The sequence below is a fragment of the Pseudomonas sp. GW822-FHT06B12 genome, assembly GCF_058799675.1.
The window spans coordinates 43131-67927 of the sequence record NZ_JBXALR010000008.1; the positions used below are offsets into that span (position 1 = coordinate 43131).

Consider the following 24797-nt stretch of genomic DNA (forward strand, 5'->3'; position numbering starts at 1 on the left):
CGAACCCGATGACAGCCCTTCGATCATCCCGACTGCCACCGTTGCTGCGCCGGCTGCTACGTCCGCTACTGGACCCGTACCGGCGTTATCGCAACGCGAAACTGATCCACGCCGTGCGGGTGTCGCTGGGGCTGTTGGCGACGATTCTGCTGACCACCGGGATTAACCTGCCCCATGGTGAATGGGCGTCGGTGACCATGTTGGTAGTGATCGGCGGATTGCAGCACCACGGCAACATCGGCAAGAAAGCCGCCGAGCGTGCGTATGGCACGCTGATCGGCGCTGGCGTGGGCTTGCTGCTGGTGGCGCAGCAGGCCTGGCTCGGCCTGCCATGGCTGACCTACTTCGGCATGTCGGTGGTCTGCGGGTTCTTCTCTTACCACGCAATTGGCAAGGGCGGTTACACCGCGCTGTTGTCGGCGATCACCGTATTCATCGTCGCGGGTCATGGTGATAATCCGGTAACCGACGGGCTCTGGCGCACGGTCGATATCCTCATCGGGATCGTCCTGGCCCTGGCCTTTTCCTTCGCGCTGCCGCTGTACGCGGTCTACTCCTGGCGCTACAAACTCGCCAGTGCGTTACGCGATTGCGCGAGCATTTACAGCCGGATCATCAGTGGCCAATCGGTCACCGACGACCACTACCTGAAGATGCTGGGACGCCTCAGCGGCATGATGGTGCAACTGCGCTCGCTGATGCCTTCAGTGTCCAAGGAAGTGCGAATCTCCATGACCGAGCTCGACGCCCTCCAGCGCAATTTGCGGATGTGCATCAGCACTTTGGAAATCCTCGCCAACACCCGCCCCGAAGCAAGCGACGAACAGGCCATGGCACAAATGCAACTGGCACTGAAAGCCGAGCACCGGCAGGTTCGCGTTTTACTGATTGGCATGGCCCGGGCGCTGCAATCCGGTACTACACAACGCCTGGAGCGCACGACCGATGAAACCGCACCGCAGACCGCCATGGGCACCCCGGTCTACAGCGCGCTCGACGGTTACCGATTACTGACCCGACAACTGACCGCCAACCTGAATGACATGCGCCAGCGCTTGGTGAAGACCGCGCCGCGCTGGAAAATCTGAACGTCGGTCACTGCGTCGCGACTTTACGAACGCCATTGCCCCAACCTTGTTGCATACCGGCGGCGGCCAGCAGAATCGCGATCACACCGACCCATTGCAACAGTTCGAGGCGATGGCCGAAGGCGAACCAGTCAACGAAAATCGCCGCAATTGGGTAAATGAACGACAGTGCGCCGGTCAGTGCCGTCGGCAGTTTCTGAATCGCACCGTAAAGCAGCACATACATCACACCGGTGTGCACGATGCCCAGGGTCAGCAAACTGGCCCAGGCACTGGGTTGTTGCGGCAACGCAGAAAAATTCGCCCAGGGCGCAAGCAACAGCACGCCGGTGCAGACCTGAACCAGCGCGATCAAGTGCGGTGGCGTGCCTGTCAGGCGTTTGATGATCAGCGCGGCAAAGGCATAAAGCAGTGCGGCGCCCAAGGCCAGTGCAATCCCCAGCAGGTATTCACCGCCCCCCGCGCCCTGCTCGCCATGCGCACTGACGATTGCCAGCATCCCGAGAAACGAGACACCCAGCCAAAAGAGCTTTTGTGCGGTGATTTTCTCACCCAGAAACAACGCCGCCAGCCCAACCAGCATGAACGGTTGCACGTTGTAGACCGCCGTGCCAATGGCAATCGAAGCTCGGGAATAGGAGGCAAACAACAGCACCCAGTTACCGACAATCGCAACCCCGCTGAGCACCGCCAGCAAGAATGTGCTGCGGCTCAAAATGCCCGGGCGCAGGAAGCCGAACACTGCGCAAATCAGCAGCAAGGTCGCAGCGCCGAACACACAGCGCCAGAACACTACGTCCAGCACGGGCTGGCCGGAGACCAGCACGAACCATCCGATGGTCCCGGAAATAAGCATGGCGGCAGTCATTTCCAACGTACCACGGCGCAGTGTTGTATCCATGATCAGGCTCCTCGATATGAGCCCAAAGTATGCCAATCCACCGCCGCGCTACTCCAGAGTCAAATGCAGGCTAAACTGCCAGTTCACCTTTTTTATCAAGGCAGATTCAAGCATTTGCCTAATGGGGGTTTGCATGACTGACGACATTGACCAACTGCTGATCGCAGCCCTCATGGAAGACTCCCGACGCTCGCTCAAGGCCCTGGCACAAATCAGCGGCCTGTCATCGCCCAGCGTCGCCGAGCGCCTGCGCCGGCTTGAAGAGCGTGGTGTGCTCAAGGGCTACACCGTCGACATCGATCCCAAATGCTTCGGTTATCAACTGCAGGCCATCGTCCGTATCCGCCCGCTGCCCGGTCAGTTGCAGAATGTCGAACGGCAGATACAGGCCATTCCCGAGTTCACCGAATGCGACAAGGTCACCGGCGATGACTGCTTCATCGCGCGCCTGCACGTGCGGTCGATGGAACAACTGGACACCCTGCTCGACCGCCTCAACAGCTATGCCGAGACCAACACCGCAATCGTCAAGAAGACCCCGGTGAAACGGCGGTTGCCGCCGATGGCGTGAGTGCTGTTTTGTTCCGAACCACGTAGATTGAGGGTTTTCCGGCGAAGGATTGGCGGTATGAAAACTCAGGCACTATTGTTGGCGGCGCTGATGCTCGCCGGGTGCGGCACCATTCAAACGGTTGCGCGCCCTGACGCTGTGGCCATAAAGAGCCTCAAGAAACAGAAAAGCTACTGCGGCGCCGTCCCCCGAATCTACAGCGGCGTGGCCTACGATTTCTGCACACTGAATGCTCCACTGCATTCAGGCATCGATGAACAGGACCACAAAAACGCTACGCCCGTCGTCCTGATCGACGCACTCATTTCCGGCGCACTCGACACCCTGCTGTTGCCCTACACCGTTTACCGACAACAGGCCGACGGCAGCATCATCGTCACCGAGTGAGCCCTGCCCGAATGCCAGACAACAAAAAACCCGCCGTAGCGGGTTTTTTGCTCAAGGCTGGCGATCAGTCATCGCGGCTCATGATGCCAAACAGCTGCAACAAGCTGATGAACAGGTTGTAGATCGATACATACAGGCTGATGGTCGCCATGATGTAGTTACGCTCGCCGCCATGAATGATGGCGCTGGTCTGGAACAGAATGCAGACCGAAGAAAACAGCACGAAGCCCGCGCTGATCGCCAGTTGCAGACCGCTGATCTTGAAGAACATGCCCGCCAGCGTCGCGCCCAGCAGGACGAAGAAACCAGCGGTGATGAAACCACCGAGAAAGCTCATGTCCTTGCGGGTGATCAGCACATAGGCCGACAGACCGCCGAATACCAGCGCAGTCATCGCAAAGGCCGAGCTGACCACTTCAGCGCCGCCTTGCATGCCCAGGTAACGGTTGAGAATCGGGCCCAGCAGGAACCCCATGAAACCGGTCAGCGCAAACGCCGACACCAGGCCCCACGCCGAGTCACGGAGCTTGTTGGTCAGGAAAAACAGACCGTAGAAGCCGATCAGCACCACAAACACGTTCGGGTAGCCGACACGCATCTGCTGAGCGACGAACGCCATCACACCGCTGAATGCGAGCGTAAGGGCGAGTAAGCCATAAGTGTTGCGCAGGACGCGGCTAACCTCTAGCTGCTCAGCCTGCACGCTGTTATTAACTGCGTAATCCTGTTCGCGCATGGCGACACTCCTGTAGGTTTGAAACGTTCAGTCGCAAAGATCATAACAGACGCTCTGTAACAAGCTATGCAGAGAGTTTGACAGTGTGTTTCATTCAGGTATTATGGCGCCCGCAACGCAATACGGAGGTGTGGCCGAGTGGTTTAAGGCAACGGTCTTGAAAACCGTCGACTGTAACAGGTCCATGAGTTCGAATCCCATCGCCTCCGCCATATTTGTACGTTAGAGCCCTGATTATTCAGGGCTTTTTCGTTTCTGGGGTTTGAGATTTCTGCGTCGACCTTTCCGGATCGTTTCCGCATCTTTTTGGTCATTTCCGCAACCCTCTCATTTCGCAACACAACCCATCCCGCTCGAAACAAACGAGTCAAAAAGTTTGTAGCGTGTTTTTATTGCACAGATAGCCAGCTCGCGCTTTGCATTAATCTCCGCTCAACATAGGTTCAACTTAATCGACCGGCAACGAAGCCAACATTTCCGCGCGGCACACCTCAAGAATTTCGTCCGCCAGGGCGGAATCATCCGGGCAGGCACGCGACAGGATAATCGCGCCGACGGCCCGCGACAGCAGGTCGATCATCTTCTTTCGCCCCTCACCCGCCTCGGCATCAGGCCCTGTAGGGTATTTCTCGCCCAGAGTTTGCAGGGTGTGTTCAATGCCCTCGGCAAACGTTGCTTTCACCTCATCCGACTGGCGCGCCGCGTCGCCGCCCAACGCGGCCATGGTGCAACCGTCGCCACGCCCGTCGCGATGCTCTCTGTTCACATAGACGTTGATGAAGCCCGCAACATCCAGCGCTTGGGCGCCTGTCAGCGATTTGGCCAGACTGCACGCCGAAGCTTCGGCCATCAGATCGGCCTTAGACCCGAAGTGCTTGTAGAAGCCGCCATGGGTGAAACCGGCAGCCGCCATGAGGTCCGCCACACCGACGCCGTCAAAGCCGCGCTCACGGAACAGCTCTGAGGCTGTTTCAACAATGTGCTCTCGATTGGCCTGCGCCTGGGCCTTGGTCACTCTCACGTGCAATACCTCGTGTTCAGCGGGAAATCCTGCGTCCAATGATACATAGATGTTACCCATAATCAAAACCGTTGACAGTTTAGATTTCGATCATCATCCTAATTGCAGGCACCACCGATCACCATCAACGGGCACGGAAGATTCATCAGATGACCAAGCAGACTCTGTTCACCCCTTACATGCTAGGCAGCCTCACGCTGTCGAACCGCGTCGCTCTCGCGCCGCTGACACGCAACCGCGCCGGCCAAGGTTTCGTCCCCAGCGAATTGGCGGCGACCTACTACAGCCAACGCGCCAGCGCCGGTCTGCTGATCAGCGAAGCCACGCAGATTTCCCGACAGGGCCAGGGTTATCAGAACACTCCCGGGATCTATACCCAGGCGCAGATCGACGGCTGGCGTGCAGTCACCGATGCTGTGCATGCCAAGGGCGGAAAAATCTTCCTGCAACTGTGGCATGTCGGCCGCGTCTCCCACGTTGATCTGCAAGAAAACGGCGCAGCACCGGTGGCACCTTCCGCACTGCGCGCCGCCACCAAAGTGTTCGTCAACAACCGCTTTGAAGACGTCTCCGAGCCGCGCGCACTGGACATCAGCGAACTGCCGGGGATCGTTGCCGACTTCCGCCAGGCGGCGGCTAACGCTATCGCCGCCGGGTTCGATGGCGTCGAAATTCACGGTGCCAACGGCTATTTGCTCGATCAATTCCTCAAGGACAACGCCAATCTGCGCACCGATGTTTACGGCGGATCGATTGAAAATCGTGCACGTCTGTTGCTCGAAGTGACGGCAGCGGTGATAGATGAAATCGGTGCGGACCGCACCGGCGTGCGTCTGTCGCCGGTGTCACCAGCCAATGGCGTATCCAGCAGCGATCCGCAGGCGCAATTCGACTACGTCGCCGAGCAACTCGACGCCCTCGGCGTGGTTTATCTGCATGTCGTCGAAGGCGCGACCGGTGGCCCGCGTGACGTGGCGGCCTTCGATTTCGCTGCCCTGCGCCAGCGCTTCAAAAACACCTATATCGCCAATAACGGCTATGACCTGGACCTGGCGACTTCGAAGCTCGCTGAAGACCAGGCCGACTTGATCGCCTTCGGTCGCCCGTTCATTGGCAACCCGGATCTGGTGGAACGCCTGAAACGTGGCGCGCCGTTGTCCGCGTTCAATCCCGCCACCCTCTATGGCGGCGGTGCGGCAGGCTACATCGACTACCCGACACTGGCTGACTCGAGCGTCAGCGCAAGCTGAGCGCGTTCTGTTTCTCACATTCTGAAAGAGAGATAACCCATGAGCACTCGCCCTACTGTTCTGATCACTGGCGCCTCCACCGGCATTGGCGCGGTCTACGCCGAGCGCTTCGCGCAACGCGGTCACGATCTGGTCCTGGTCGCCCGCGATCAGGCGCGCCTCGACGCACTGGCTGTGCGCTTGCGCAACGAACACGACGTCGCCGTCGATGTGATCCCGGCGGACCTGACCCAACCCGGCGATTTAACCACCGTTGAAAACCGCCTGCGCGACGACGCCCGCATCGGCATCCTCGTCAATAACGCCGGCGCCGCGTTGTCCGGCAACTTCGTCGATCAAAGTACCGACAAAGTGGCGCAACTGGTCGCCCTCAACACCACCGCGCTGGTGCGCCTCGCCAGCGCCATCGCTCCACGCCTGGCCAAGGCCGGCAACGGTGCGATTATCAACATCGGTTCGGTGGTGGGCCTGGCGCCGGAGTTCGGCATGACGGTCTACGGTGCGACCAAGGCCTTTGTCCTGTTCCTGTCCCAGGGCCTGAGCCTGGAACTGTCGCCTCAGGGCGTCTACGTGCAAGCGGTGCTGCCCGCCGCCACCCGCACGGAAATCTGGGATCGCTCCGGCGTCGACATCAACACCTTGAGCGAAATCATGGAGGTAGGCGATCTGGTGGATGCCGCCCTCGTCGGTTTCGATCGTCGTGAACCGGTGACCATCCCGCCGTTGCACGAGGCGCAGCGCTGGCATGACCTGCAGGGCGCACGTCAGGGCCTGCTGGGGCAAATCCGTCAGTCTGCGGTTGCCCAGCGCTACCAGACCCCACAGTGATCTTTAGGTAGCGAGCACTCGCGGCAGATTCGATGCAGGCCCAAGTCACTGCATCGAATCCGACCCGCTGTCCGGAGCAGCAATGAATTCAATTCAGACAAATCCCCTTTCCGCTTCGCCAACGTTGTTCATCAATGCGGCGAACCAGTCGATCACGGTCAACGGCACTCCCTTCGCCTATCGCGACATCGGCCCGCGCGTCGGCGCGCCCCTCGTACTGTTCAACCACTGGGGCGCGGTGTTGGACAACTTTGACCCAGCGATCATCGATGGTCTGGCGCAAACCCGTCGCGTCATTACCACCGACTATCGCGGCATCGGCGGCTCGGGTGGAACCGCGCCACTGACCGTCGGCGAGATGGCTGACGACGCCATCCAGCTGATCCAGGCGCTGGGGCTGGAAACCGTTGATGTGCTGGGTTTCTCCCTCGGCGGCTTCGTCGCTCAGGACCTCGCCCTGAAGGCGCCTGATCGGGTGCGGCGGCTGATTCTGACCGGCACCGGACCGGCCGGTGGCGAGGGTATCGACAAGGTCGGCGCAGTGTCGTGGCCATTGATCCTCAAAGGTTTGCTGACCCTGCGCGATCCCAAGTTCTACCTGTTCTTCACCTCGACAGCCAATGGCCGTCGATCCGCCTCGCAGTATTTGCAGCGCCTGCGAGCACGCAAACACAATCGCGATAAGGGCCCGACGCCCCGCGCTTTCCTGCGGCAGTTGAAAGCCATCACCGCGTGGGGCCAACAGGCGCTGCAAGACCTCGAACGCTTGCGCATGCCGACGCTGATCGTCAACGGCGACACCGACATCATGGTGCCCAGCGTCAACTCGCTTGAGCTGGCCAAGCGAATCCCCAGCGCAGAACTGGTGATGTATGAGGATGCCGGTCACGGCGGCATTTTCCAGCACCACGCTGATTTTGTGGCCAAAGCTCAGGCGTTCCTCGATGCCTGACCACGCGCCGACTACCCTCCTGATAACCGACAAGAGCCGCACCCCGATGAAAGCCTTTCTGATTGACCGCTATGGCAAGCAACCCGGACGCCTCGGCGAAGTGCCCGCGCCCGCAGTGGGTGCTCACGATGTGTTGATCGAGGTCCATGCCAGCAGCGTCAACGTGCTGGACTCGAAGATCAGCAGCGGCGAATTCAAGCTGATCCTGCCCTACGCGTTTCCGCTGGTATTGGGCAATGACCTGGCGGGCGTGGTGAGAGAAGTCGGTTCGAAGGTGACACGCTTCCAACCAGGTGACGAGGTGTACGCCCGCCCGCCGGAAACGCGGATCGGCACCTTCGCTGAGTTGATCGCGGTGAACGAAAACGCGATCGCCCTGAAACCGGCCACTACCAGCATGGCGCAAGCCGCGTCCCTGCCCTTGGTAGCACTCACCGCCTGGCAGGTTCTGGTGAAAACCGCTCGCCTGCAAAAGGGCCAGAAGGTGCTGATTCACGCCGGCTCCGGTGGCGTCGGCACGGTGGCCATCCAGCTCGCCAAACACCTAGGTGCCTTTGTCGCGACCACCACCAGCACCGCAAATGTCGAATGGGTCAAGGCGCTGGGGGCTGACGTGGTCATCGACTACAAAAAGCAGAACTTCGAGAGTGTCCTGCACGGCTACGACGTGGTGTTGAACAGCCTCGGCGCCGATGTTCTGGAGAAATCACTCAAGGTGCTCAAGCCCGGTGGTCAACTGATTTCCATCTCTGGGCCACCCACCGCGCAATTCGCAAAGGAGCAAGGTTTGTCCTGGCCGTTGCAGCAGGTCATGCGCCTTTTGAGCCTGGGTATTCGGCGCAAGGCACGCAAGCAGGACGTCAGCTACACGTTTGTGTTCATGCGTGCCAACGGCGCGCAGTTGCAGCACATCACCGCGCTGGTCGAGGCCGGCATTATCAAACCGGTGCTTGACCGTGTCTTCACCTTTGATTCAACGGCAGAGGCACTGAAATACGTCGAACAGGGACGCGCCAAGGGCAAAGTCGTTATTTCGATCAAATGACTACGCTGCCTTTCGATGAGTCGATTGACGAGCCTGAGCAACGTTCAGCGAACACGCATTCTTCATCCGTGCTGCCCGAAGTGAATGCATCAGCGTTTCAGAAACAGGAAGCGCAGCAAACAGACGCGCTGCCTGTTACGCCACCAGTGATCCTCTGGCGTCGTTTGATGCTTGAGCAGTAGAGACTGGTTGCATAAAAGTAGCCCAAGCGTGGATAGCTTCGAATATCGCTAACGCCACTTAGTTGTTTGTGATGGGAAGGAGTGGAGTGAATGATTCTAGCCGGAAGGGGAAAGTCGGAAACTGCTGCTTTCGGCCAGAAGCGGTCGGTGATCCAAATAAATAAATCTGCCCCCGTTTTCTTAACCGCATGAGATGAGCGTTGCACCTTTGATTTAGAGATGTATCGAATCGGCGTTGGCAATAAATCAGGACACTTTTGAGAGGCAAGCCCTGCAGTCCGGTGTGACTACTTAAAGCCCCGTTGACGAGCAAGAATGGTGAGTGTGCAGCGATTTTCGCCCAAGGGGCCGCCATGCTGATGGTTCTCCGTTCGCACCCTGGCCGTGGGCTAGGAGGCTATTTAGGGCGCTCATGGAATGCAGCAAAAACATCCGCCATAAAATCCATGAAAACGATGGCTCGCTGGGGCAGCAGCCGATTCGCTAAGTATACGACTTGGATCGGGACGGGTGGCGCCACGTATTCGTTAAGCAGCAATTGAAGATTGCCACTTCTCAGCCCTTCCTCATAAAGCCATTGAGGCCCCTGCGCGATTCCCAATCCTGCATTGACGTACTCACGTATCGCCTCAGGCGAGTTGACACGCAGTCGTCCGGAGATCGGGACATCAGTATCCTTAAACCGCCAGTTGGTTCCAGTGGATAGGAGGGTATAAATGAGGCAGTCGTGTTCCTTCAGGTCATCAGGCGAAGAGGGAGAGCCACGTTTCTCTAGGTACGCACGGCTGGCAACGCACACACGCTCGAACCACGCTAGTGGCCGGGCTCGCATTGCACTGTCCTCCAGGTGCCCAATACGAATCGCGAGTTCTGCCCCCTCGTCGACTAAATTGACGTAGCGATCATTGATTTGAAGATCGAGCGACAGTTCGGGATAGCGCCCTAGAAAGCTCGCGACGTGCGGTACGATGAAGGTGTGAGCCAATGCGGTCGGGCAAGCGACGCGCAGTAACCCAGACGGCGCTACGTTCCCTCTCAGTGAGGACTCTGACTGTTCCACTGAGTCCAGAATACGCCGCGCATCTGCGTAGTACCGTTCACCCTCGGGCGTGAGCATCAGCTTTCGTGTGGATCGGTGAAGCAGCCTGGTTTGCAAATGGTCTTCAAGAGCAGCGACGTAACGACTGACGTTCGGTTGCCCTAGTCCTAGATCACGTCCCGCAGCAGAAAAACTACCTGTCTCGACAGCGCGTACAAAACAGCTCATCAGTAACAACCGGTCCATCACGCCCCTTTTCATGCAGATTTTGCATGAGATCTATTCTATTTTCCCATCTTATCAGCGCGCTGGCATGAATACATAGTTGCTCTCAGAAGGTCAGTCGTCCGGCTGGCCGCCCCAAAAGAGAGGAAATTTACATGTCCCGTTTACAAGGCAAGCGTACGCTCATCACTGGCGGCACAAGTGGCATTGGTCTGGAGACCGCCAAGCAATTCCTCGCAGAAGGCGCTCGGGTGATCGTCACTGGTGTTAATCCTGAGTCCATGGCAAACGCCCAAGCTGTCTTAGGCAGCGAGGTTCTGGTGTTACGAGCCGACTCCGCCAGTGTCACAGCCCAGAAGGAGCTGGCGCAGGCTGTTCAGTCTCATTACGGGCAGCTCGACGTTGCCTTCCTCAATGCTGGCGTATCCGTCTGGATGCCAATCGAAGACTGGAACGAGGAGATGTTTGACCGCTCCTTTGACATCAATGTCAAAGGCCCTTACTTCCTCCTGCAAGCACTGCTGCCGGTCTTCTCCAACCCTGCATCGGTGGTTCTTAACACCTCGGTCAGTGCGCACCTGGGCGCCGCGCGTTCATCCATTTACGCCGCAACAAAGGCTGCCTTTCTGAACATGTCGAAAACGCTCTCTAGCGAGCTTCTACCGCGTGGTGTTCGAGTAAATGCGGTCAGCCCTGGTCCGATCGACACGCCGCTGTACGACAAGGCGGGTATCCCCGATGCCTACCGCGAGCAGGTCAACAAAGATATTGCTGCGACTATCCCATTTGGCCGTTTCGGTACGCCTGAAGAAGTAGCTAAGGCGGTTCTGTATCTGGCGTCGGACGAGTCTCGTTGGACGGTCGGAACGGAAATTATTGTTGATGGTGGGCGCTCGCTTTAATGGGCTAGTCACAACTTCGCTTCTATACAGCCCGCTTCCCGCTCGGAAGCGGGTGTTGTCGAAATAACAGTGGGTATTCAAATGTCGCAATCACGGCTCACGCTTGTTAGCCACGGGCTTTGTCCGTTTGTTCAGCGAGTAGCAATTTTACTCTTCGAAAAAGAGGCTCCATTTCAACGGGTTGATGTGGATTTGAAGGACAGGCCCAACTGGTTTCTGGTCATGTCGCCAACGGGCAGAGTCCCGCTTCTAATGGTGCAAAAAGGCGATGAGGAAGCGACTGTACTTTTCGAGAGCGTGGCTATCTGTGAATACATCGAACAGGTGTATCCGGAGCCCGCTTTGCACCCGAAAGATGCAATTTCCCGTGCTCAACACCGTGCTTGGATCGAATTTGCCACTGGTATGCTTGCTGATGCATGGGGATATTTGAACGCAACGGATCAGCAGACAGCGCTTGGTAAGTCTTCAGCGCTGAGGGGAAAGCTGGAGAGACTTGGCGGTGAAAAGATGGAGGGGCCGTACTTCGCTGGCGAGACGTTCAGTATGGTGGATATTGCTGTAGCCACAGTTTTTCGCTACTTCGACATACTGGGATTCGAACCAAGTCATTCATTGTTTGATGGACTTGGTCGCATTGCCGAGTGGCGTCATGCACTGGCCAATCGCGCTAGCGTTCAGGCTGCTGTCGCCGAGGATTATGCAGACCGGTTACGCAAACATCTGCTGGAGGTGAAGGCCATTTTAGTCAGATGAGTCATAAATATCAGTCCAGTGTCTCGTATGGCGGGACTTAGCCTGGTGCGACCGTGGAGCTGGGTCTCCTTTGCGAATTTGCAGGAGGCCCGCTTTCCTATTCTTCAGGAAAGCATATGCGTTTGGGCAGTTTCATTTTACTAGCCTGACTTGGGCGGTTGATCAGATGAAAGTCGCTTTTCATCAAGCGCAGTCTCTCGGTTGCAGATATGAAATTTAGGGCGATCATGAGCCCACCCAGAACACCAAATACCGGCCAAATTCGTTTCCGCAAATAATTACCTCCCCCTTGATTTCAGAGGCCTCCAGAGCATTAACGAACACTGCCTAGCGGAAACGAATACAGCCTAAGGCATTGAAATATATGGATTAATCTTCGGACTTGAAAACCGTCGACTGTAACAGGTCCATGAGTTCGAATCCCATCGCCTCCGCCATATTTGTACGTTAGAGCCCTGATTATTCAGGGCTTTTTCGTTTCTGGGGTTTGGGCTCAAAAGCACTTCTGACGATGTGTTCCATAACTATTCTGGAAGCGTTCCAGAACTAACGCTGTTTTTACCCCTCCTCCGGCGTCCTGCCGACCGAACACAATCACACCTCCCCCGCACCACCGCGGATGAACCTGCGTCACGAATGGGTCAACCACACCAGACGCTCCGCGCCAGACTCGAACGCCAAGGCGATACGGCCCACGCAATCGGCGGTCATTGACTGGCCGTCAACCTAAATATTGTAAATATTGTTGAGCGCGACTTCTGCCTGGGGCATTCTTCGCGACGCACATTTACATGGACGGTAATATTTGATGCGCCCTGCACCTATGGATGTGCCCATCCCGTGCGCCTGCACACTCGATACCTCGCTTCATCCCAGCGGCCTAAAAACCTCATTACGCCTTTATGGGCTAGTTCGCATCGTCGGTTTCGGCGACATACCTGCGAGCACGCCGGTTGAAATTCTTTGCGCGGCGTCCGGCGAAGGCAAGGCGATTCGGGCCTTTGTTTCAAGGCTGGACGCTGAGTTGGTTGCCAGGTCAATGCCTGACTCAGGCTATCGTGTCGTACCGCTGGCACAATTTGACCCCACTGGATTTATCCAGCAACACCAGGGTTGGCTGACCGTCCACATCACCTGTGGTTTTTCCTCGCAGCGCGACACGTTACGACTTGCAGATGGTGACTTGCCAAGCTTGGGCTGGTTTATTTATGCCCAGACAGGCCCCTGGAGTCCGGGGCGCTTTATCCATTGGGGCGAAGAAGTCGCCGAGATATTGCTCAGTGCCTACCGCAGCGTTGGTATGCCCAATTACAACGCCTGGCTCAACCAGCTTGATAGCTATTCCACACAGGCCATGGACAACTGCGTCGAAATCGCCTGGCAGGCGTTGCTGGCCTGCCGTCCCATGCGCGAAAACCACCGAGCACTGTTCAACCCTATGGATGAGTGCTGGCGCTTTTCCGACTCGCCCATCGACCGCTATTACCCCATTTGAAACCTTGAAAAGGAACTTCCCATGAGTGGCAAACCTGCTGCCCGAGTGACAGACCTCACCAATTGCCCGCTTCCGGGGCATGGCACAAATCCTATTGTCAGCGGCTCCCCCAATGTGAACTTCGATGGCCTTGCCGCCGCTCGAATGACCGATAAGTCCGCATGTGGTAGCCCGATCACGGGTGGCGTCAGCGCTACGGTTTTCATCAATGGGCTGAATGCCGCTACTCAAGGCAGTACCGGTGGCCACGGCAACGTAGTTATGGGTGGATCCGGCACGGTCATTATTGGCGACACCTTCGTACCAGCCCCTTTCAGCGGCCTGCTGCCGATGCCAGTGCACTTCAGCGACAAGTTCAGACTGGTTGACCAAAACTCGGGCGAGCCTCTACCCAATCTTGATTACGCCATCCAACGCGCTGACGGCAGCATGGAACATGGTGTAAGTGATCCGATGGGATATACGCATATAGTGAGTTCGCACCTGCCCGAAACAATCAAACTGTTTCTTGAGGACTAAGGCATGACAGCAGATGCCCTTGATACAGCCGATTGCACACACTCCTCCCCAGACCAAAGAAAAAGTTTCATTATTTCTGTTTTCCCAGAGGGGCAGACAGAGAGCGTCAAAATCTATATTGGCGACTTTCATCATGGCTGAAGTGCTTAGCAAGAATGGCAGAAAAATGTCTCCCGTCGCCACAAGAGCGGTGACGCCCGTCAAAGACTCCACCCCAAAAACTGTATCGCTGGACGCCAAGCAACAGGTAAGACGGGCCGAGAATGAGGAGTATTTGAAGAATAAGAACGTGAAGGCATTTTTGGATACCATTGCCGAATCCGAAGGCGGTAACTACCACGCGAAATTTGGTTATGGCTGGGCACCGGGTTTTAAAACTGGAAAATGGACTTTTAGTGATGAGTCCACCCATCCGGGGGCAGGTTACGGCGGATCAACTACGGCATCAGGCAGGTATCAAATTACGATAAATACATGGAAGTTACAGTCTGTTTCAGCAATGGGCTTATCTGACTTCACACCGCATACACAGGACTTGACTGCAGTCGAAATTCTCCGTTCTGTGCGTGCGATCGATTCACTCGTAAATGGCGACATTAAAGATGCAATACGCAAAGCATCTGGACAATGGGAATCTTTACCGATGGGCCCCGGCATGGCTAATCGCCCGCTGAAGGGACATCCATCCGGTCAACCGTATATGCCGTATGACGATGTCTTAACCACTTACGAGAGATTTGGCGGAGCGACAAAATGAAACTACACCCTATTGCTTGCATTCTGCTTTGTTGCGTTAGCATTCTTGCGAACGCAACAGATGTGCCTATTAAAAAAGGAATGTCATTCTTAAATGCACGAAAAGCATTGATTAAACATGGCTGGAAGCCAAGTTTACCGAATGAGATGCAGCCGGTTGGCACTGCAGTAATACTTAAAAACATGGGTATTAGCGAAGTCGAAAGATGCACCCAAGGGGTGCAATATTGCGAGTTCAATTACAAGAAAAACAAGGAGTGCCTAGGCATTACTACCACTGGCGAAGAAGTAAAAGATCTGATAATTGATGCTTGGGATTTCAAGTGCCCTGAGAAGTATTAGGGAGGGGATAGTTACACCAACATCAGCCAGCTATTCTTCGGACCTTGCTAGGGGGGAAGTTGGTCTGTAATTCAGCCTGAAAAAATAAGCTGTTGGCTCGCTCACACCAGAGAACTGTCATCATCGAGCGCGGTGGTAAATCTGAAGGTGTGTGCGAGCGGCGGTGCTTGTATCAGTAGGCCGTTTCTGTCGGGGACTACCGGGTTGTGCAATCTGACAGGCGAGCCAGCGGTTAAAGGCGAACCATTATCCGCCGCAGCCTTATGCCGAGTATTCAGAGTTTTTGGCGAGCTACAAATCGGCTGGAGGGACTGTCAAATGAAGTTTTCAACCCTCGCGCTCGTCGCACTTTATTGCATCGGCACTAGCGCAGCGTTTGCGGATGGCTCGCAGGCGACAAACGACAGGCGCGGGCCGGCAGGCATCGCCGTCGGTGAGCCCTTGGTCGCCGCCAGGGTCAAGCTCATCAAACAAGGATGGAAGCCGACGCGGATGCATACCACCGACGGCTATGAATATAGTGGCGTGGAGCGTGAGCTGGCTGCACACAAGTACTACGAGGTCGATGTCTGCTCTTTTGATAGCTCGCGTTGCATCTTGTTCTACACAAAGAACGGTGTTTGCCTGCGTGTAGACACTATCGGGGAGCAATTCAATGACATGACGGTTACGCGATGGGCCGATGAGTGTCCTGACTCGCCTCCGAAACCAAGCGGGGGCGGCACGGAATAGCGACCGACCATCTTGAATGGGGGGTGACATTTGCCAGAACCTCGCCCCACGCCGAAAATTGCGGTCATTCAGCCTCAGCGCAAGACTTCCCTCACATACGCTTGGCACGCCGCCAGCGCAATCAGTCCCCGATCACCGGAATCGGTGATTCCGATAATTCGTTGAGCATGCGCCGGGGCAAGTCTGGCGCGCGCTCCTCCATGAACCACGGCGCCGGTAACGGCTGGCACTGCGCAACCACTGGCTGAATCCGCTGCGTGATGAGGACTGACAGCCGTAGATCGGAAGTAGCAAGGTGATCGCGCAGGCGAGCCTGGTCTTTTTGAGCGTGGGTCAATCCAGGGGGAAAACTTTCTCGAATGACGCGTAATTGAAGCGCCAGCCAGCCATATGCCCAGCGGAGCCGGGGTTTCTGGCGCATCGAACAAACGCAGCGAGCCGACGCCTTAAATTATCTGACTCGCCAATGGTCAGTACTCCGTTCTCATCAATACCCACTGCCCGGTGGATGACCCTATCAGTGCAGATGATGTAGGCCCCAGGTGACGCGGGGGCGTTATTGTAATGCTCGGTGAGCTTTAGCCACTCGGGCTCCCAGCCCTGCCAGTTCTTGACGCTCATCGATTGCCCCCATTTCTGATAGCATAACAACATCATGACCGGTGCGAGTCCCCAGCAACGCCTCTGTCTTTCAACCAGAAACGACAAAGCCTAGCGCTAGGCTAGACTCTTCCTACACACACCAAGGATTGGTCACCAGATGAAACTAGCCTTCCTGGCTCTTACCGCTTGCTTGATCTTTCAGCCTGCTTTCGCAAGGTCTGATACAGATCCTCGAACAGTAACTCCTGACGAATCGCAACTGGTCGAGCATGGCTCGTACAAAAATAGTGACGGAAAAACCGTACACAGCCCTGCCCATACGAAATCAAATCGTGCCCCTGGGGGCGCAACCGCCAAGTGTCGCGACAATTCCTACAGTTTTAGCCAGCACCGACGCGGTACGTGCTCGCGTCATGGTGGCGTGATGGCTTGGTTGTAGAAACAAAAAAGCCCAGCGGCCTTTCCGCACCTTTCACTCTCTTTTACAAAGGTCGCAAGGAATGGGATCAGCAGAAAAAAGTACTCCACAGCCCAGTCGTATCTCGATATCAGTAATAGGCATTGCGCTGGGCCTGGCCATTGCTGTCTGGATAACCCGAAAAGATGAATACTTCTGGGGTAATTTCGCGGCCTATTGGTTACCGCAAGCTGCAGTTCTTGGTGTGGCTCTGCTATTCAAGGCATCGCGAGAAACGCTAGGTGGAATGGCAATAGCCATGGCTTTGTATTTGTACCTTTTCGACATCTGGGCCACAGAGGCCATGGCTTGGCTTTTTTACCTCTTTAGCTTCCCAGGCGCGCTCATCGGAGCATTACTCGCCATCGTTACCCCATCACGGAAGCCGTTTGAGACGTTGATCGCCTTTGGCTGGGTGGCCCTTGGCATAGTGCTGAATCTAGCAATTTTTTTCGCAAGCATGGTCCCTTAAAGCGTCGCGTGCAGACAGAAACGAAAAAGCCCAGGACGAGAGTTAGGCTTATCACACTCGTTTGAGTCGGTAAATTAACTGTCGCGCCTCACGCCAATTGTCAGGAACCGAAGCCCCTCATCACTCATTGCTTTCATACGGTGAATGCCAATGTCAGTTTGGTCCGGTATACCATGCTGCGATTCTTGCCACTCTTCTTTGACTCATGCATCGCTTCATCGGCTTCGTTCAAGGCCAGATCAACGCCGTCGCATGAGATGCTAATGCCGACGCTGGCTCCGATACCCTGCCCAATGAGGTATTGAGGCGATCGTGACCAAATTTGTCATTGACCTCCGTGAACCCGCCCAGGTCAATGAACAGGGTTGCGAACCCAGTTCGACCTGCCAGTTCATTGTCACTTACCACCTGTCACAGCGGACCGGCATAGCCAAAAACGGCCAGTCACCCAAAGTAAATACTCAACACCGTTCGCTCTGCTTACTAGACTCGCAAAAGCTACGCTTAACCATTGGCCGATTATTGCCCAATGTTGTTGTCTAGCTCCGGGGCGTTCTGCAAGACGCGTTGGTGGTAAGGGAATTGAGGACGCTATGACTGACCGCGAGCAACTCCATCGAGATGGCTATGCGCTGCTCCGTCGAGCGATCCCGGCCGAGTGGCTGGGCGACCTTCGTGCCGTATTCGATGCGGGCGTGAAGCCGGCGGACCAATGGCCAGTGCCGCGTGGCATGGATTGGCGCCATTCGCTGTTGGACTCTGATTCGAAGGTTCAGGCTGTGTGTCGTCTGCCGGAGGTGCTGGCGGTGGTGGGTGAGTTGATCGCAGAACGGTTCTTCCTCTCGCAGGTGGAGGGTCGCGAGCCCCTTGCCGGTGGCGGTCATCAGCAGCTGCACCGCGACCTGTCGGCCCAACGGCCAGGCGACATAGTGAATGCCCTGGCTTATTTCGACGATTATGGCTCCGAGAACGGCGCGACACGTATCGTCCCCGGCAGCCATCGCCCTGAGCAGGGAGAGCCGCCATTCGACTTCAATGACGAGTCCCGGTCTGTGCAGCTTTCTGGCTCCGCTGGTGACATCCTGGTGTTTGATGTCGATTTAGTGCATGCGGGCAGTCTGAACTCAATCGGCGCACGCCGTCGCTCTATCCTGATTAGTTACTTTTCGGAGCCTCTATACGCATCACACCTGGAAACAGTGAGCCTGCGAAGTATTCGGATGGACACGACCGATCGGTTCGATCCCTCGGATTTTGCCTTCGAGGGCTATATAGCCTAACCAGGCTGATATTGCAGTGGTCAACTAATACCAAACACCTCGATAGTTGGGGAATGAATCTATCGAGGTGTCCGGGGAAATCGGACCACTGCAGTAGAGACCGAGCATCCGACCTTCTTGGCATACGCTGCTGGTTTGTCGACTGTTGGATACCCGCTCACCCAAAGAGTCTCCAATGGGAACATCTTTTCGAAGGAAGCGAAGCTGAAACGCCAGCCAGACATATATTTCAATTGGGTAACATTTCTACTGCATAGAAATAAGCTGGACATACTCCAGCAAAGGACGCAGGGCACTCTATGCAGGCCACCTCATAAGGAATCCAGTGTGCAGGTATTAGCCCTATGCCCCGTCACTGCCGTCAACTCGATGCGGTTGCGCCGTGCTCGCCTGTATTTAATTGATTGCAGCCCCCCTTCCAGACTCATTACCGGTCAGTAGCGACAGGCAGAAAACGGCCATATCCGGGCAGTTCGATAGCGCCTGGATTCAAGCTGTGACCGGCAATATGACCTGGCGTTTCTGGCGCCCTGCAACCGAATAGAAAGTCTTAACCCATGGAGTAAACAATATGAGTCTGTCCAAAAAATTGCTTGTCGGCATTGCCTTGACCAGCCTGCTGCTCGGCGGTTGCACCTCAAGAATCACGGAGAAGGAACAGTACTCAGGGTTTCTTCCCAACTACAACAACCTGCAGGAAGTCACCACACCCAGCGGCGAGAAAGCCATGCGTTGGGTGACCTCGTCCTGGAACCCGAACGCCTATGACACGGTGGCCTTCAAACGACTGGAACTGTACCCGGTGCCCAAGCCCAATGAGCGAGTCAACCGCCAGACTCTGGATCAGTTGCAAGCCTACGTGACCGATAACGCCAAGAGCGTACTGAGCCAGAAGTACCGTGTGGTACCGAACGTTCAGTCGGCCCCTGCCGGTTCGCGAGTGCTGGTAGTGCGCGCCGCGATCACTGGCGTCACCGCGTCCAACGAAGGCATGAAATGGTATGAAGTACTGCCGGTCACGGCCGCGATAGGCGCGACTCAGGCGGCCACCGGTCACCGCGACCAGGACACCGAGCTGTACATCGAAGCCGAGATGATCGATGCGAGCAACGGCCAGACCGTGGCCAAAGTCGTGCGCAAGGTCATGGGTGAGCAGGTGAAAAATGCAAGCCAACCGGTAACCGCCAACGACTTCAAAGCGGCGATCAAAAAGCTGAACAGCGATATGCAGGCATTCATCAAATAGCAATGAAGTGTCAGCCAGCTTCCCCGGAAATCCGGAGTCTGATAATGACTCCGGATTTTTATGCCCGTCATACAGGATTTGAGCGCTGTTCCAGAGTTCGCCGAAACATCCAGTTTCCGGCATAGATCCACCTTCCCGGACACGACTCGACTAAGCTGAAATCTCCACCGGAGGATTTTCCAATGTGTGGACGACTTTCACAGTACCGAGGCATCCACGACTTCGTCGCGGCGCTGAGCATGCCCAATGCTCTGCTCAACACTGTGGGCGACCAGCCTTTGGGTCTGTACAACGTAGCCCCCTCGACGCAGGTCGCTCTGTTTCACCTCGAAGGCGAAACCTTGCACGCTGACCGGGTGCGCTGGGGCTGGCGACCGCACGGTTCGAAAGATCACTCCGTCCCCATCAATACCCGGGTTGAGAAAGTCGCACACGGCTCCTTCTTCCGGGCAATCTGGCCACACCGCGCCATTGTGCCTATCGACAACTGGTTCGAGTGGGTCTATGAAGGCGGCCCGAATAAACAGCCCTACCTTATCCGGCGCCGGGATCAGGCCCCCATTCTGTGTGCTGCCATTGGCCAGTACCCCGCGGGGGGACGAGAGCCGAAGGAGGACGATGGTTTTGTGATTTTCACCGCAGACAGTTCCGGTGGCCTGGTTGATCTACATGATCGGCGACCGGTGGTTCTGTCGCCGGAGTTGGCCCGAGAGTGGCTCAACCTCGCAATGCCAAAGGAAAGCGCCGAGCAGATGGTGTTGCATCAGGGTGAGCCGAGCGAAACCTTCGAGTGGTTCAAAGTCGACATGGCCGTGGGTAATGTGAGGAACCAGAGACCTGAACTCATCACGCCGATCGGTAAAATCATTAGCGGCGATCACAAGGGCAACAAGTGATAGCGACTGGCAACACCCAGGTTTCTCGACTAGGATTTTCGCGACATGGAAACACGCCGCGCTGTTAGCGAGCACTTGGTCTGGGAGACGAAAATGAACCCGATTCGAATTGCCGAGCGGACCTATCGCACTTGGTCCAGCCCTATCCTGCTTGAGCTCAAAGAAAGAGAAGATCAGCTTGAACCTTCAGCCCGCCAGGCACTTGAAAATGTAATGGTGGAGAGAAGGCTTTTGAACACCGGCAACCCTGCCGGCAAGGATCGACGCAAACCTGAGTCGACCGATAACTCCTGACGAAAGAGCCCGCAACAAGCGGGCTCCTTTTTGTTTGCGGCTGCTGGAGAAAAGGTAGACAGACATCTCCAGATAATCACCTCACTGTGTGTGGGAAACGGGTTTCACTCTGGTTTTACGGGCGGGCAACGACGCCGCGTAGGCCAGCGCTTCTTCTCGGGTGCCAAAGGACCCGAGCCGGTCATTACGAGTACAGACCTTCCAGAGACCACTGTTGACGCTGACCACTTGATAACCGTTCATGTGCATTTTGCTAAGCAGCGGAACGCTCATAGTCACCTCCATTCACGAGAGATAATCCCGGACCTAACTTACACCCGGTTTAGAGTTCTGTGGGCTTAACAGGTCGAGCGGTCGAGCGGATAAAGCATGAAACATCTTTCACGGTGATTTCAGCCCTTAGCGCTTATATTCCCCGCCGCTCATTCAAGAAACATTCGGCCCGCACCCTCCCGCGGGCTTTTTTTTGCCTTTCAGAAGAGCCTGGTCTAAACCGCCGCAAAAATGTCCTTCATCGCCGCGTACTGCAGCAGCATGATGGTTTTCCCGTCGACGATCTGCCCACTGTAAAACGCCTCAAGTGCCTCATCGAACTTCAGTTCCAGCACCTCAAGGTCTTCAGCTTCCGCCTCCAGCCCACCCCCCGATCCGACGCGTGAAGCAGCATCATATTCAGCTATAAAGAAATGCAGTTTCTCGGTCACCGACCCCGGGCTCATGTAAGCCTCGAATACTTTCTGCACATCATGAACGCGATAGCCCGTTTCCTCCTCCGCTTCGGCGCGAATGCGCTCCTGCGGTGAGGCGCCTTCCAGCAGGCCCGCAGCCACTTCAACCAGCAAGCCGTCATGACCGTTGACGAAGACCGGCAACCTGAACTGGCGTGTCAGCACGATGGTTTTTTGCGCGCGGTTGAACAGCAGAATAGCTGCACCATTGCCACGGTCGTAGACCTCACGGGTTTGTCGCTGCCAAACGCCATTGTTGCGCAGGTAATCGAAGGTGATTTTCTTCAGCAGGTACCAGTCGTCGGACAACACCTGGGACTCGATGATGTTGACGCGCTCGGCCGTGTTCGACATGACAATCCATCCTGTTTGTTGTCAGAAGGCGCCATGTTATTCCACCAGTCGAGGGCTGTGACGGCACGCAAGAAAAAAAGCCCGGCAGCGCTACCGGGCTTTCGGCTCCAATCCTTTAGAGCCTGTTCACGCTACGAACGAAGCCTTACTTGAAGTCCACGTCGAAGGCTTGATAGAACGCATTGCCGGTGTTGGCGACAATCCATAGCAGCACAATGACGTGATGACCTTTCTTGCCCGCGGGCAGCTTCACTTCATGTTCGACTTTGGCTTTGAGTTCGCTGCTGTGTGAGTAGTAAGGCACCTGCGTGTAGAAGTCTTCAGCAAACGGTTTGGCCTCGAGTTGCGCACGGCTGATACGCTGTTTCGGGTCCCAGCCATCCTTGGTGATAAACCAGCTGTAACCGCGAGTGGTGTGAGGTGCCGTGTACTGCCAGGTGACATGGAAGGTCTGACCCGGGTTCACGTTGAGCAGTGGCCAGGTGAAAGGACGATTGAGCTTATTGCTCATTTCCTCGTTGGTGTAGTTGATGCAATCACGAGCATCAGCCTTGCCACCACTGAGAATGAAACCATCAGCCGGTGGTGCAACGCTGGCGCTGTCCGTCTCGTACGGTGCGGGGAATGGCCCGGCGGTCAATGAAGGGAAGTTCTTTCCGCCTTCCATTTCGTTGACCTGCCAACCCTCCAGGAGGCCGACTTCAATAGCGACAGAGCCGCGGCTGGCCGGGGTAGTCACACGACCGTGTTTGAGTTGCGGTTGAGTTTGTGGCTTGTTCATATTTTTCACTCCGTTGATTTAAGAACGTTCCTTCCTGAGGAACGCTTTCAACCTAACCGAATGACGGATGAAGTCCACGGCCGGTTTTTCCGTATTTCAGGAGTGTTGCCAAGCGGGACCCAACAAATACTGGCTATCCATACAGTTAAATATATAAACCCCTACGTCTGGACTGGCAAAAGGACTACAACACGAACCCGCAATCAGAACGATTCGCCTCAGGACCGTTACACGCCACAGGCATTCACTTGGAGAACAGCACGCGGTAATCTCGGCATCGATTGCCCCCAAACCGTTACAAGGACGTCACGAATGAAACTGCGCATCGAGCTATCGCAAAACCCTCTACCCGAAGAACGCCAGGCGATTATCAACCCCTTGCGTGCCTATAACATCGCCCATGCCGGCGAAGGTCATTACCAGGAAATCGCCCTGCTGGTTCGTGATGAACAGAGCAACGAGATCCTCGGCGGGCTCTACGCAAAACTGTTTTACCAATGGATGTTCATCGACCTGCTGTCAGTGCCCGAGCAGGCACGCGGTCAGGGCACCGGCTCACGGCTGATGCAAATGGCCGAGGAGCTGGCGCGGGAGAAGAACTGCATCGGGATCTACCTCGACACCTTCGAATTCCAGGCACCGGAGTTTTACAAGAAGTTGGGGTTTACCGAAGTTGGGCAGATAGCCGACTATCCGCTGGGCAGTAAGCGCTTCTTTTTTCAGAAACGCCTCACGGCCACCGAGCAAAATAGCTAAGCCATCACTGACTCACAAACAGGTGGCCAGTGCTGCCAGTCGGCGCTTGGCAACCCAGTTGTCCTGAGTGGCGTAGTACTTCAATGCGCCGCCTTGCACATCGATGAAGGATTCGGCCGAGCGGGTGTAAACGGTGAAGCCGCCGATTTCGCCGGGTTGCAGGTAGCCACTGGCGTCGACACCGAACACCGCCTCGTCCTGCCAGGCAAACTGCACGCACTGGGCGACGACCAGATCAGGCTTGTTCGAGGCGAGCGTCTTGTAGGGGTTCTGGGAGCGCGCTTCTTTCATCGTCGATCCCGCACACCCTGCCAGCAACACGCCAGCCAGTGCCACCATCAAAATACGCATTGAGTTTCCTTATTTGCAAAACGCTGACTGTATCACCGCAAGCGGCTGTCCCGAAGTGCCAGACTGAGCTGTTCCACATGCCCCGTCCTCGGCGCCGCTCTGCTTTACTTCATGCTTTACTTTATATTGATCGCGACAGGCCGCGCCGATTCGCGCACCCTGTCGCGCCATAATTGGCGCCTCGCGCCTCGCAACTTCTTCTGGAAAGCCCATGACCCCCAATGCCGAGTTCTACAAACCTTCCACCGACTACGCCGACAAACTGATCAGCCAGATCGGCCAGACCCCGTCGTGGATCGCCAAACGCATCGGCGTGACCGACAAGCGCATTCGTTACATCCTCGATGGCGAAAGAACCGTCAAAGGCGAAACCACGCCGATCCAGATGACCTACACCGAGCAGTTTGCTCTGGAGTGCCTGGCGGCGGAGGCCAAAGCCAACAAGAAAAAGATCTCCTGATCCGCGTCAAGGCAAACGCCATCAAGAAGCTCATACTTTCTCTTTGACAAGGATGGTCCATGGCCCCCATCGAATCGCAACACGAACTGGCGCTGCAACGGTTTCTCAATGCGCGACCGGTGTTACGCGAAGAACTCGATCACCTGAACCCTCTGGCCGCCCAAGCCAAAGGCGAAACCATGGAGCAGTATCGCAACGAGCGATTGCATGAAGCCTACGAAGCAGAGGCCGAGCGTCTGGGCCTGTTTGCCTGGGAGCTGACGTTGCAATTGACCGCCGCCACTGTTGAGGACTATGAAGCCCAACGGCTGGAGGTACACAAGGAAGTGGCGCAAATGGCCGGCATGGACTGGGAGGAATATCGCAAACTGCATGGTCTTGAGAACTGACGA

32 protein-coding genes, 1 tRNA gene and 1 pseudogene are annotated in these 24797 nt (G+C 56.2%); 24 read left to right on the forward strand and 10 right to left on the reverse strand.

Annotated features, from left to right (window positions below; genetic code table 11):
• Positions 1-8: 8 nt before the first annotated feature.
• Positions 9-1088, forward strand: coding sequence for an FUSC family protein (locus tag AC1RKH_RS18540; RefSeq protein ID WP_493061750.1), 1080 nt, complete (start codon positions 9-11; stop codon positions 1086-1088).
• Between the two features lie 7 nt (positions 1089-1095).
• On the opposite strand, the gene AC1RKH_RS18545 is transcribed toward AC1RKH_RS18540, so the two are convergent.
• The gene (locus AC1RKH_RS18545) at positions 1096-1989 is read right to left on the reverse strand and encodes a DMT family transporter (protein ID WP_493061749.1); all 894 of its coding nucleotides are present in this window, start codon (positions 1987-1989) and stop codon (positions 1096-1098) included.
• A gap of 133 nt (positions 1990-2122) precedes the next feature.
• Here AC1RKH_RS18545 and AC1RKH_RS18550 point away from each other — a divergent pair, with 133 nt between their 5' ends.
• Both AC1RKH_RS18550 and AC1RKH_RS18555 read left to right on the forward strand, forming a co-directional pair.
• The gene (locus AC1RKH_RS18550; RefSeq protein ID WP_019690796.1) at positions 2123-2560 is read left to right on the forward strand and encodes an Lrp/AsnC family transcriptional regulator; all 438 of its coding nucleotides are present in this window, start codon (positions 2123-2125) and stop codon (positions 2558-2560) included.
• Positions 2561-2617: 57 nt separating this feature from the next.
• A complete protein-coding gene (locus AC1RKH_RS18555) occupies positions 2618-2947 on the forward strand; it encodes a YceK/YidQ family lipoprotein (RefSeq protein WP_493061748.1) in 330 nt (109 codons plus the stop codon).
• A gap of 64 nt (positions 2948-3011) precedes the next feature.
• Here AC1RKH_RS18555 and AC1RKH_RS18560 read toward each other — a convergent pair whose 3' ends face one another.
• The gene (locus AC1RKH_RS18560; RefSeq protein ID WP_123425923.1) at positions 3012-3683 is read right to left on the reverse strand and encodes a Bax inhibitor-1/YccA family protein; all 672 of its coding nucleotides are present in this window, start codon (positions 3681-3683) and stop codon (positions 3012-3014) included.
• A 124-nt stretch (positions 3684-3807) separates the two neighbouring features.
• Here AC1RKH_RS18560 and AC1RKH_RS18565 point away from each other — a divergent pair.
• Positions 3808-3895: transfer RNA gene (locus AC1RKH_RS18565), tRNA-Ser, on the forward strand.
• Positions 3896-4131: 236 nt separating this feature from the next.
• On the opposite strand, the gene AC1RKH_RS18570 is transcribed toward AC1RKH_RS18565, so the two are convergent.
• Entirely contained in the window at positions 4132-4704 is a 573-nt protein-coding gene (locus AC1RKH_RS18570) for a TetR/AcrR family transcriptional regulator (RefSeq protein WP_185015398.1), read from the reverse strand.
• Positions 4705-4853: 149 nt separating this feature from the next.
• On the opposite strand from AC1RKH_RS18570, the gene AC1RKH_RS18575 reads away from it, so the two are divergent.
• The 4 genes from AC1RKH_RS18575 (at position 4854) to AC1RKH_RS18590 (ending at position 8779) form a co-directional block, all read left to right on the forward strand.
• Positions 4854-5954, forward strand: coding sequence for an alkene reductase (locus tag AC1RKH_RS18575; protein WP_493061747.1), 1101 nt, complete (start codon positions 4854-4856; stop codon positions 5952-5954).
• A 39-nt stretch (positions 5955-5993) separates the two neighbouring features.
• Positions 5994-6782, forward strand: coding sequence for an SDR family NAD(P)-dependent oxidoreductase (locus tag AC1RKH_RS18580; protein ID WP_493061746.1), 789 nt, complete (start codon positions 5994-5996; stop codon positions 6780-6782).
• Between the two features lie 82 nt (positions 6783-6864).
• A complete protein-coding gene (locus AC1RKH_RS18585) occupies positions 6865-7734 on the forward strand; it encodes an alpha/beta fold hydrolase (protein WP_493061745.1) in 870 nt (289 codons plus the stop codon).
• Positions 7735-7780: 46 nt separating this feature from the next.
• Entirely contained in the window at positions 7781-8779 is a 999-nt protein-coding gene (locus AC1RKH_RS18590) for an NADP-dependent oxidoreductase (protein WP_493061871.1), read from the forward strand.
• 579 nt (positions 8780-9358) lie between these two features.
• On the opposite strand, the gene AC1RKH_RS18595 is transcribed toward AC1RKH_RS18590, so the two are convergent.
• Positions 9359-10246 carry a LysR family transcriptional regulator gene (locus AC1RKH_RS18595; protein WP_493061744.1) on the reverse strand — a complete coding sequence of 296 codons (888 nt, stop codon included), beginning with the start codon at positions 10244-10246 and terminating at the stop codon, positions 9359-9361.
• Between the two features lie 134 nt (positions 10247-10380).
• On the opposite strand from AC1RKH_RS18595, the gene AC1RKH_RS18600 reads away from it, so the two are divergent.
• The 7 genes from AC1RKH_RS18600 (at position 10381) to AC1RKH_RS18630 (ending at position 15727) form a co-directional block, all read left to right on the forward strand.
• On the forward strand, positions 10381-11127 hold the full coding sequence (locus tag AC1RKH_RS18600) for an SDR family oxidoreductase (RefSeq protein ID WP_493061743.1): 747 nt from the start codon (positions 10381-10383) through the stop codon (positions 11125-11127).
• Positions 11128-11196: 69 nt separating this feature from the next.
• Positions 11197-11883: a glutathione S-transferase family protein gene (locus AC1RKH_RS18605; RefSeq protein WP_493061742.1), complete on the forward strand. Its 687-nt coding sequence runs from the start codon at positions 11197-11199 to the stop codon at positions 11881-11883.
• Positions 11884-12691: 808 nt separating this feature from the next.
• Positions 12692-13378 (forward strand): hypothetical protein, encoded by a 687-nt coding sequence (locus tag AC1RKH_RS18610; RefSeq protein ID WP_493061741.1) that lies wholly within the window; start codon positions 12692-12694, stop codon positions 13376-13378.
• A 21-nt stretch (positions 13379-13399) separates the two neighbouring features.
• Positions 13400-13897 carry a PAAR domain-containing protein gene (locus AC1RKH_RS18615; RefSeq protein ID WP_493061740.1) on the forward strand — a complete coding sequence of 166 codons (498 nt, stop codon included), beginning with the start codon at positions 13400-13402 and terminating at the stop codon, positions 13895-13897.
• A gap of 133 nt (positions 13898-14030) precedes the next feature.
• Positions 14031-14654 (forward strand): lysozyme family protein, encoded by a 624-nt coding sequence (locus tag AC1RKH_RS18620; RefSeq protein WP_493061739.1) that lies wholly within the window; start codon positions 14031-14033, stop codon positions 14652-14654.
• Positions 14651-14995, forward strand: coding sequence for a hypothetical protein (locus AC1RKH_RS18625; protein ID WP_493061738.1), 345 nt, complete (start codon positions 14651-14653; stop codon positions 14993-14995). Before AC1RKH_RS18620 ends, AC1RKH_RS18625 begins: the two co-directional genes overlap by 4 nt.
• 318 nt (positions 14996-15313) lie before the next feature.
• Positions 15314-15727, forward strand: coding sequence for a hypothetical protein (locus AC1RKH_RS18630; protein ID WP_493061737.1), 414 nt, complete (start codon positions 15314-15316; stop codon positions 15725-15727).
• Between the two features lie 74 nt (positions 15728-15801).
• Here AC1RKH_RS18630 and AC1RKH_RS18635 read toward each other — a convergent pair.
• Both AC1RKH_RS18635 and AC1RKH_RS18640 read right to left on the reverse strand, forming a co-directional pair.
• Positions 15802-16109, reverse strand: a pseudogene (locus AC1RKH_RS18635) (lysis system spanin subunit); the annotation flags it as partial.
• A complete protein-coding gene (locus AC1RKH_RS18640; protein ID WP_493061880.1) occupies positions 16061-16348 on the reverse strand; it encodes a hypothetical protein in 288 nt (95 codons plus the stop codon). The pseudogene AC1RKH_RS18635 and the gene AC1RKH_RS18640, both read right to left, overlap by 49 nt.
• A gap of 139 nt (positions 16349-16487) precedes the next feature.
• Here AC1RKH_RS18640 and AC1RKH_RS18645 point away from each other — a divergent pair, with 139 nt between their 5' ends.
• From AC1RKH_RS18645 to AC1RKH_RS18670, 6 genes are all read left to right on the forward strand, one after another.
• A complete protein-coding gene (locus tag AC1RKH_RS18645) occupies positions 16488-16769 on the forward strand; it encodes a DUF3761 domain-containing protein (protein WP_493061736.1) in 282 nt (93 codons plus the stop codon).
• A gap of 61 nt (positions 16770-16830) precedes the next feature.
• Positions 16831-17259 (forward strand): hypothetical protein, encoded by a 429-nt coding sequence (locus tag AC1RKH_RS18650; RefSeq protein ID WP_493061735.1) that lies wholly within the window; start codon positions 16831-16833, stop codon positions 17257-17259.
• 593 nt (positions 17260-17852) lie between these two features.
• Entirely contained in the window at positions 17853-18539 is a 687-nt protein-coding gene (locus tag AC1RKH_RS18655) for a phytanoyl-CoA dioxygenase family protein (protein WP_493061734.1), read from the forward strand.
• 571 nt (positions 18540-19110) lie between these two features.
• Positions 19111-19785: a DUF3313 domain-containing protein gene (locus tag AC1RKH_RS18660; protein ID WP_493061733.1), complete on the forward strand. Its 675-nt coding sequence runs from the start codon at positions 19111-19113 to the stop codon at positions 19783-19785.
• A 182-nt stretch (positions 19786-19967) separates the two neighbouring features.
• Positions 19968-20681, forward strand: a complete 714-nt coding sequence (locus AC1RKH_RS18665) for an SOS response-associated peptidase family protein (protein ID WP_493061732.1) — start codon at positions 19968-19970, stop codon at positions 20679-20681.
• A gap of 93 nt (positions 20682-20774) precedes the next feature.
• Positions 20775-20975 carry a hypothetical protein gene (locus tag AC1RKH_RS18670; RefSeq protein WP_123426096.1) on the forward strand — a complete coding sequence of 67 codons (201 nt, stop codon included), beginning with the start codon at positions 20775-20777 and terminating at the stop codon, positions 20973-20975.
• 81 nt (positions 20976-21056) lie between these two features.
• On the opposite strand, the gene AC1RKH_RS18675 is transcribed toward AC1RKH_RS18670, so the two are convergent.
• The 3 genes from AC1RKH_RS18675 to AC1RKH_RS18685 form a co-directional block, all read right to left on the reverse strand.
• On the reverse strand, positions 21057-21248 hold the full coding sequence (locus AC1RKH_RS18675; protein ID WP_123425912.1) for an SPOR domain-containing protein: 192 nt from the start codon (positions 21246-21248) through the stop codon (positions 21057-21059).
• A gap of 215 nt (positions 21249-21463) precedes the next feature.
• Positions 21464-22057 carry an NUDIX domain-containing protein gene (locus AC1RKH_RS18680; protein ID WP_493061731.1) on the reverse strand — a complete coding sequence of 198 codons (594 nt, stop codon included), beginning with the start codon at positions 22055-22057 and terminating at the stop codon, positions 21464-21466.
• 145 nt (positions 22058-22202) lie between these two features.
• Positions 22203-22838 carry a lytic polysaccharide monooxygenase auxiliary activity family 9 protein gene (locus tag AC1RKH_RS18685; protein WP_493061730.1) on the reverse strand — a complete coding sequence of 212 codons (636 nt, stop codon included), beginning with the start codon at positions 22836-22838 and terminating at the stop codon, positions 22203-22205.
• A 312-nt stretch (positions 22839-23150) separates the two neighbouring features.
• On the opposite strand from AC1RKH_RS18685, the gene AC1RKH_RS18690 reads away from it, so the two are divergent.
• Positions 23151-23594: a GNAT family N-acetyltransferase gene (locus tag AC1RKH_RS18690; RefSeq protein WP_493061729.1), complete on the forward strand. Its 444-nt coding sequence runs from the start codon at positions 23151-23153 to the stop codon at positions 23592-23594.
• Between the two features lie 12 nt (positions 23595-23606).
• Here the strand turns inward: AC1RKH_RS18690 and AC1RKH_RS18695 are convergent, their stop codons facing one another.
• Positions 23607-23945, reverse strand: a complete 339-nt coding sequence (locus AC1RKH_RS18695; protein ID WP_493061728.1) for a hypothetical protein — start codon at positions 23943-23945, stop codon at positions 23607-23609.
• Between the two features lie 211 nt (positions 23946-24156).
• Between AC1RKH_RS18695 and AC1RKH_RS18700 the strand changes: the two genes are divergently transcribed.
• Both AC1RKH_RS18700 and AC1RKH_RS18705 read left to right on the forward strand, forming a co-directional pair.
• Positions 24157-24405, forward strand: a complete 249-nt coding sequence (locus tag AC1RKH_RS18700) for a hypothetical protein (RefSeq protein WP_123425907.1) — start codon at positions 24157-24159, stop codon at positions 24403-24405.
• A gap of 59 nt (positions 24406-24464) precedes the next feature.
• Positions 24465-24794: a DUF6388 family protein gene (locus tag AC1RKH_RS18705; RefSeq protein ID WP_493061727.1), complete on the forward strand. Its 330-nt coding sequence runs from the start codon at positions 24465-24467 to the stop codon at positions 24792-24794.
• Positions 24795-24797: the final 3 nt, after the last annotated feature.

Bases quoted from the DNA above. Each gene is read 5' to 3' on its own strand.
- AC1RKH_RS18690 (WP_493061729.1), top strand. From the start codon at position 23,151: ATGAAACTGCGCATCGAGCTATCGCAAAACCCTCTACCCGAAGAACGC.
- AC1RKH_RS18595 (WP_493061744.1), bottom strand. From the start codon at position 10,246: ATGGACCGGTTGTTACTGATGAGCTGTTTTGTACGCGCTGTCGAGACA.
- AC1RKH_RS18685 (WP_493061730.1), bottom strand. From the start codon at position 22,838: ATGAACAAGCCACAAACTCAACCGCAACTCAAACACGGTCGTGTGACT.
- AC1RKH_RS18610 (WP_493061741.1), top strand. From the start codon at position 12,692: ATGCGCCCTGCACCTATGGATGTGCCCATCCCGTGCGCCTGCACACTC.
- AC1RKH_RS18660 (WP_493061733.1), top strand. From the start codon at position 19,111: ATGAGTCTGTCCAAAAAATTGCTTGTCGGCATTGCCTTGACCAGCCTG.
- AC1RKH_RS18575 (WP_493061747.1), top strand. From the start codon at position 4,854: ATGACCAAGCAGACTCTGTTCACCCCTTACATGCTAGGCAGCCTCACG.
- AC1RKH_RS18630 (WP_493061737.1), top strand. From the start codon at position 15,314: ATGAAGTTTTCAACCCTCGCGCTCGTCGCACTTTATTGCATCGGCACT.
- AC1RKH_RS18640 (WP_493061880.1), bottom strand. From the start codon at position 16,348: ATGAGCGTCAAGAACTGGCAGGGCTGGGAGCCCGAGTGGCTAAAGCTC.
- AC1RKH_RS18705 (WP_493061727.1), top strand. From the start codon at position 24,465: ATGGCCCCCATCGAATCGCAACACGAACTGGCGCTGCAACGGTTTCTC.
- AC1RKH_RS18655 (WP_493061734.1), top strand. From the start codon at position 17,853: ATGACTGACCGCGAGCAACTCCATCGAGATGGCTATGCGCTGCTCCGT.
- AC1RKH_RS18555 (WP_493061748.1), top strand. From the start codon at position 2,618: ATGAAAACTCAGGCACTATTGTTGGCGGCGCTGATGCTCGCCGGGTGC.
- AC1RKH_RS18680 (WP_493061731.1), bottom strand. From the start codon at position 22,057: ATGTCGAACACGGCCGAGCGCGTCAACATCATCGAGTCCCAGGTGTTG.
- AC1RKH_RS18650 (WP_493061735.1), top strand. From the start codon at position 16,831: ATGGGATCAGCAGAAAAAAGTACTCCACAGCCCAGTCGTATCTCGATA.
- AC1RKH_RS18675 (WP_123425912.1), bottom strand. From the start codon at position 21,248: ATGAGCGTTCCGCTGCTTAGCAAAATGCACATGAACGGTTATCAAGTG.
- AC1RKH_RS18665 (WP_493061732.1), top strand. From the start codon at position 19,968: ATGTGTGGACGACTTTCACAGTACCGAGGCATCCACGACTTCGTCGCG.
- AC1RKH_RS18700 (WP_123425907.1), top strand. From the start codon at position 24,157: ATGACCCCCAATGCCGAGTTCTACAAACCTTCCACCGACTACGCCGAC.
- AC1RKH_RS18545 (WP_493061749.1), bottom strand. From the start codon at position 1,989: ATGGATACAACACTGCGCCGTGGTACGTTGGAAATGACTGCCGCCATG.
- AC1RKH_RS18600 (WP_493061743.1), top strand. From the start codon at position 10,381: ATGTCCCGTTTACAAGGCAAGCGTACGCTCATCACTGGCGGCACAAGT.
- AC1RKH_RS18560 (WP_123425923.1), bottom strand. From the start codon at position 3,683: ATGCGCGAACAGGATTACGCAGTTAATAACAGCGTGCAGGCTGAGCAG.
- AC1RKH_RS18670 (WP_123426096.1), top strand. From the start codon at position 20,775: ATGAACCCGATTCGAATTGCCGAGCGGACCTATCGCACTTGGTCCAGC.
- AC1RKH_RS18645 (WP_493061736.1), top strand. From the start codon at position 16,488: ATGAAACTAGCCTTCCTGGCTCTTACCGCTTGCTTGATCTTTCAGCCT.
- AC1RKH_RS18615 (WP_493061740.1), top strand. From the start codon at position 13,400: ATGAGTGGCAAACCTGCTGCCCGAGTGACAGACCTCACCAATTGCCCG.
- AC1RKH_RS18590 (WP_493061871.1), top strand. From the start codon at position 7,781: ATGAAAGCCTTTCTGATTGACCGCTATGGCAAGCAACCCGGACGCCTC.
- AC1RKH_RS18620 (WP_493061739.1), top strand. From the start codon at position 14,031: ATGGCTGAAGTGCTTAGCAAGAATGGCAGAAAAATGTCTCCCGTCGCC.
- AC1RKH_RS18625 (WP_493061738.1), top strand. From the start codon at position 14,651: ATGAAACTACACCCTATTGCTTGCATTCTGCTTTGTTGCGTTAGCATT.
- AC1RKH_RS18580 (WP_493061746.1), top strand. From the start codon at position 5,994: ATGAGCACTCGCCCTACTGTTCTGATCACTGGCGCCTCCACCGGCATT.
- AC1RKH_RS18585 (WP_493061745.1), top strand. From the start codon at position 6,865: ATGAATTCAATTCAGACAAATCCCCTTTCCGCTTCGCCAACGTTGTTC.
- AC1RKH_RS18695 (WP_493061728.1), bottom strand. From the start codon at position 23,945: ATGCGTATTTTGATGGTGGCACTGGCTGGCGTGTTGCTGGCAGGGTGT.
- AC1RKH_RS18540 (WP_493061750.1), top strand. From the start codon at position 9: ATGACAGCCCTTCGATCATCCCGACTGCCACCGTTGCTGCGCCGGCTG.
- AC1RKH_RS18550 (WP_019690796.1), top strand. From the start codon at position 2,123: ATGACTGACGACATTGACCAACTGCTGATCGCAGCCCTCATGGAAGAC.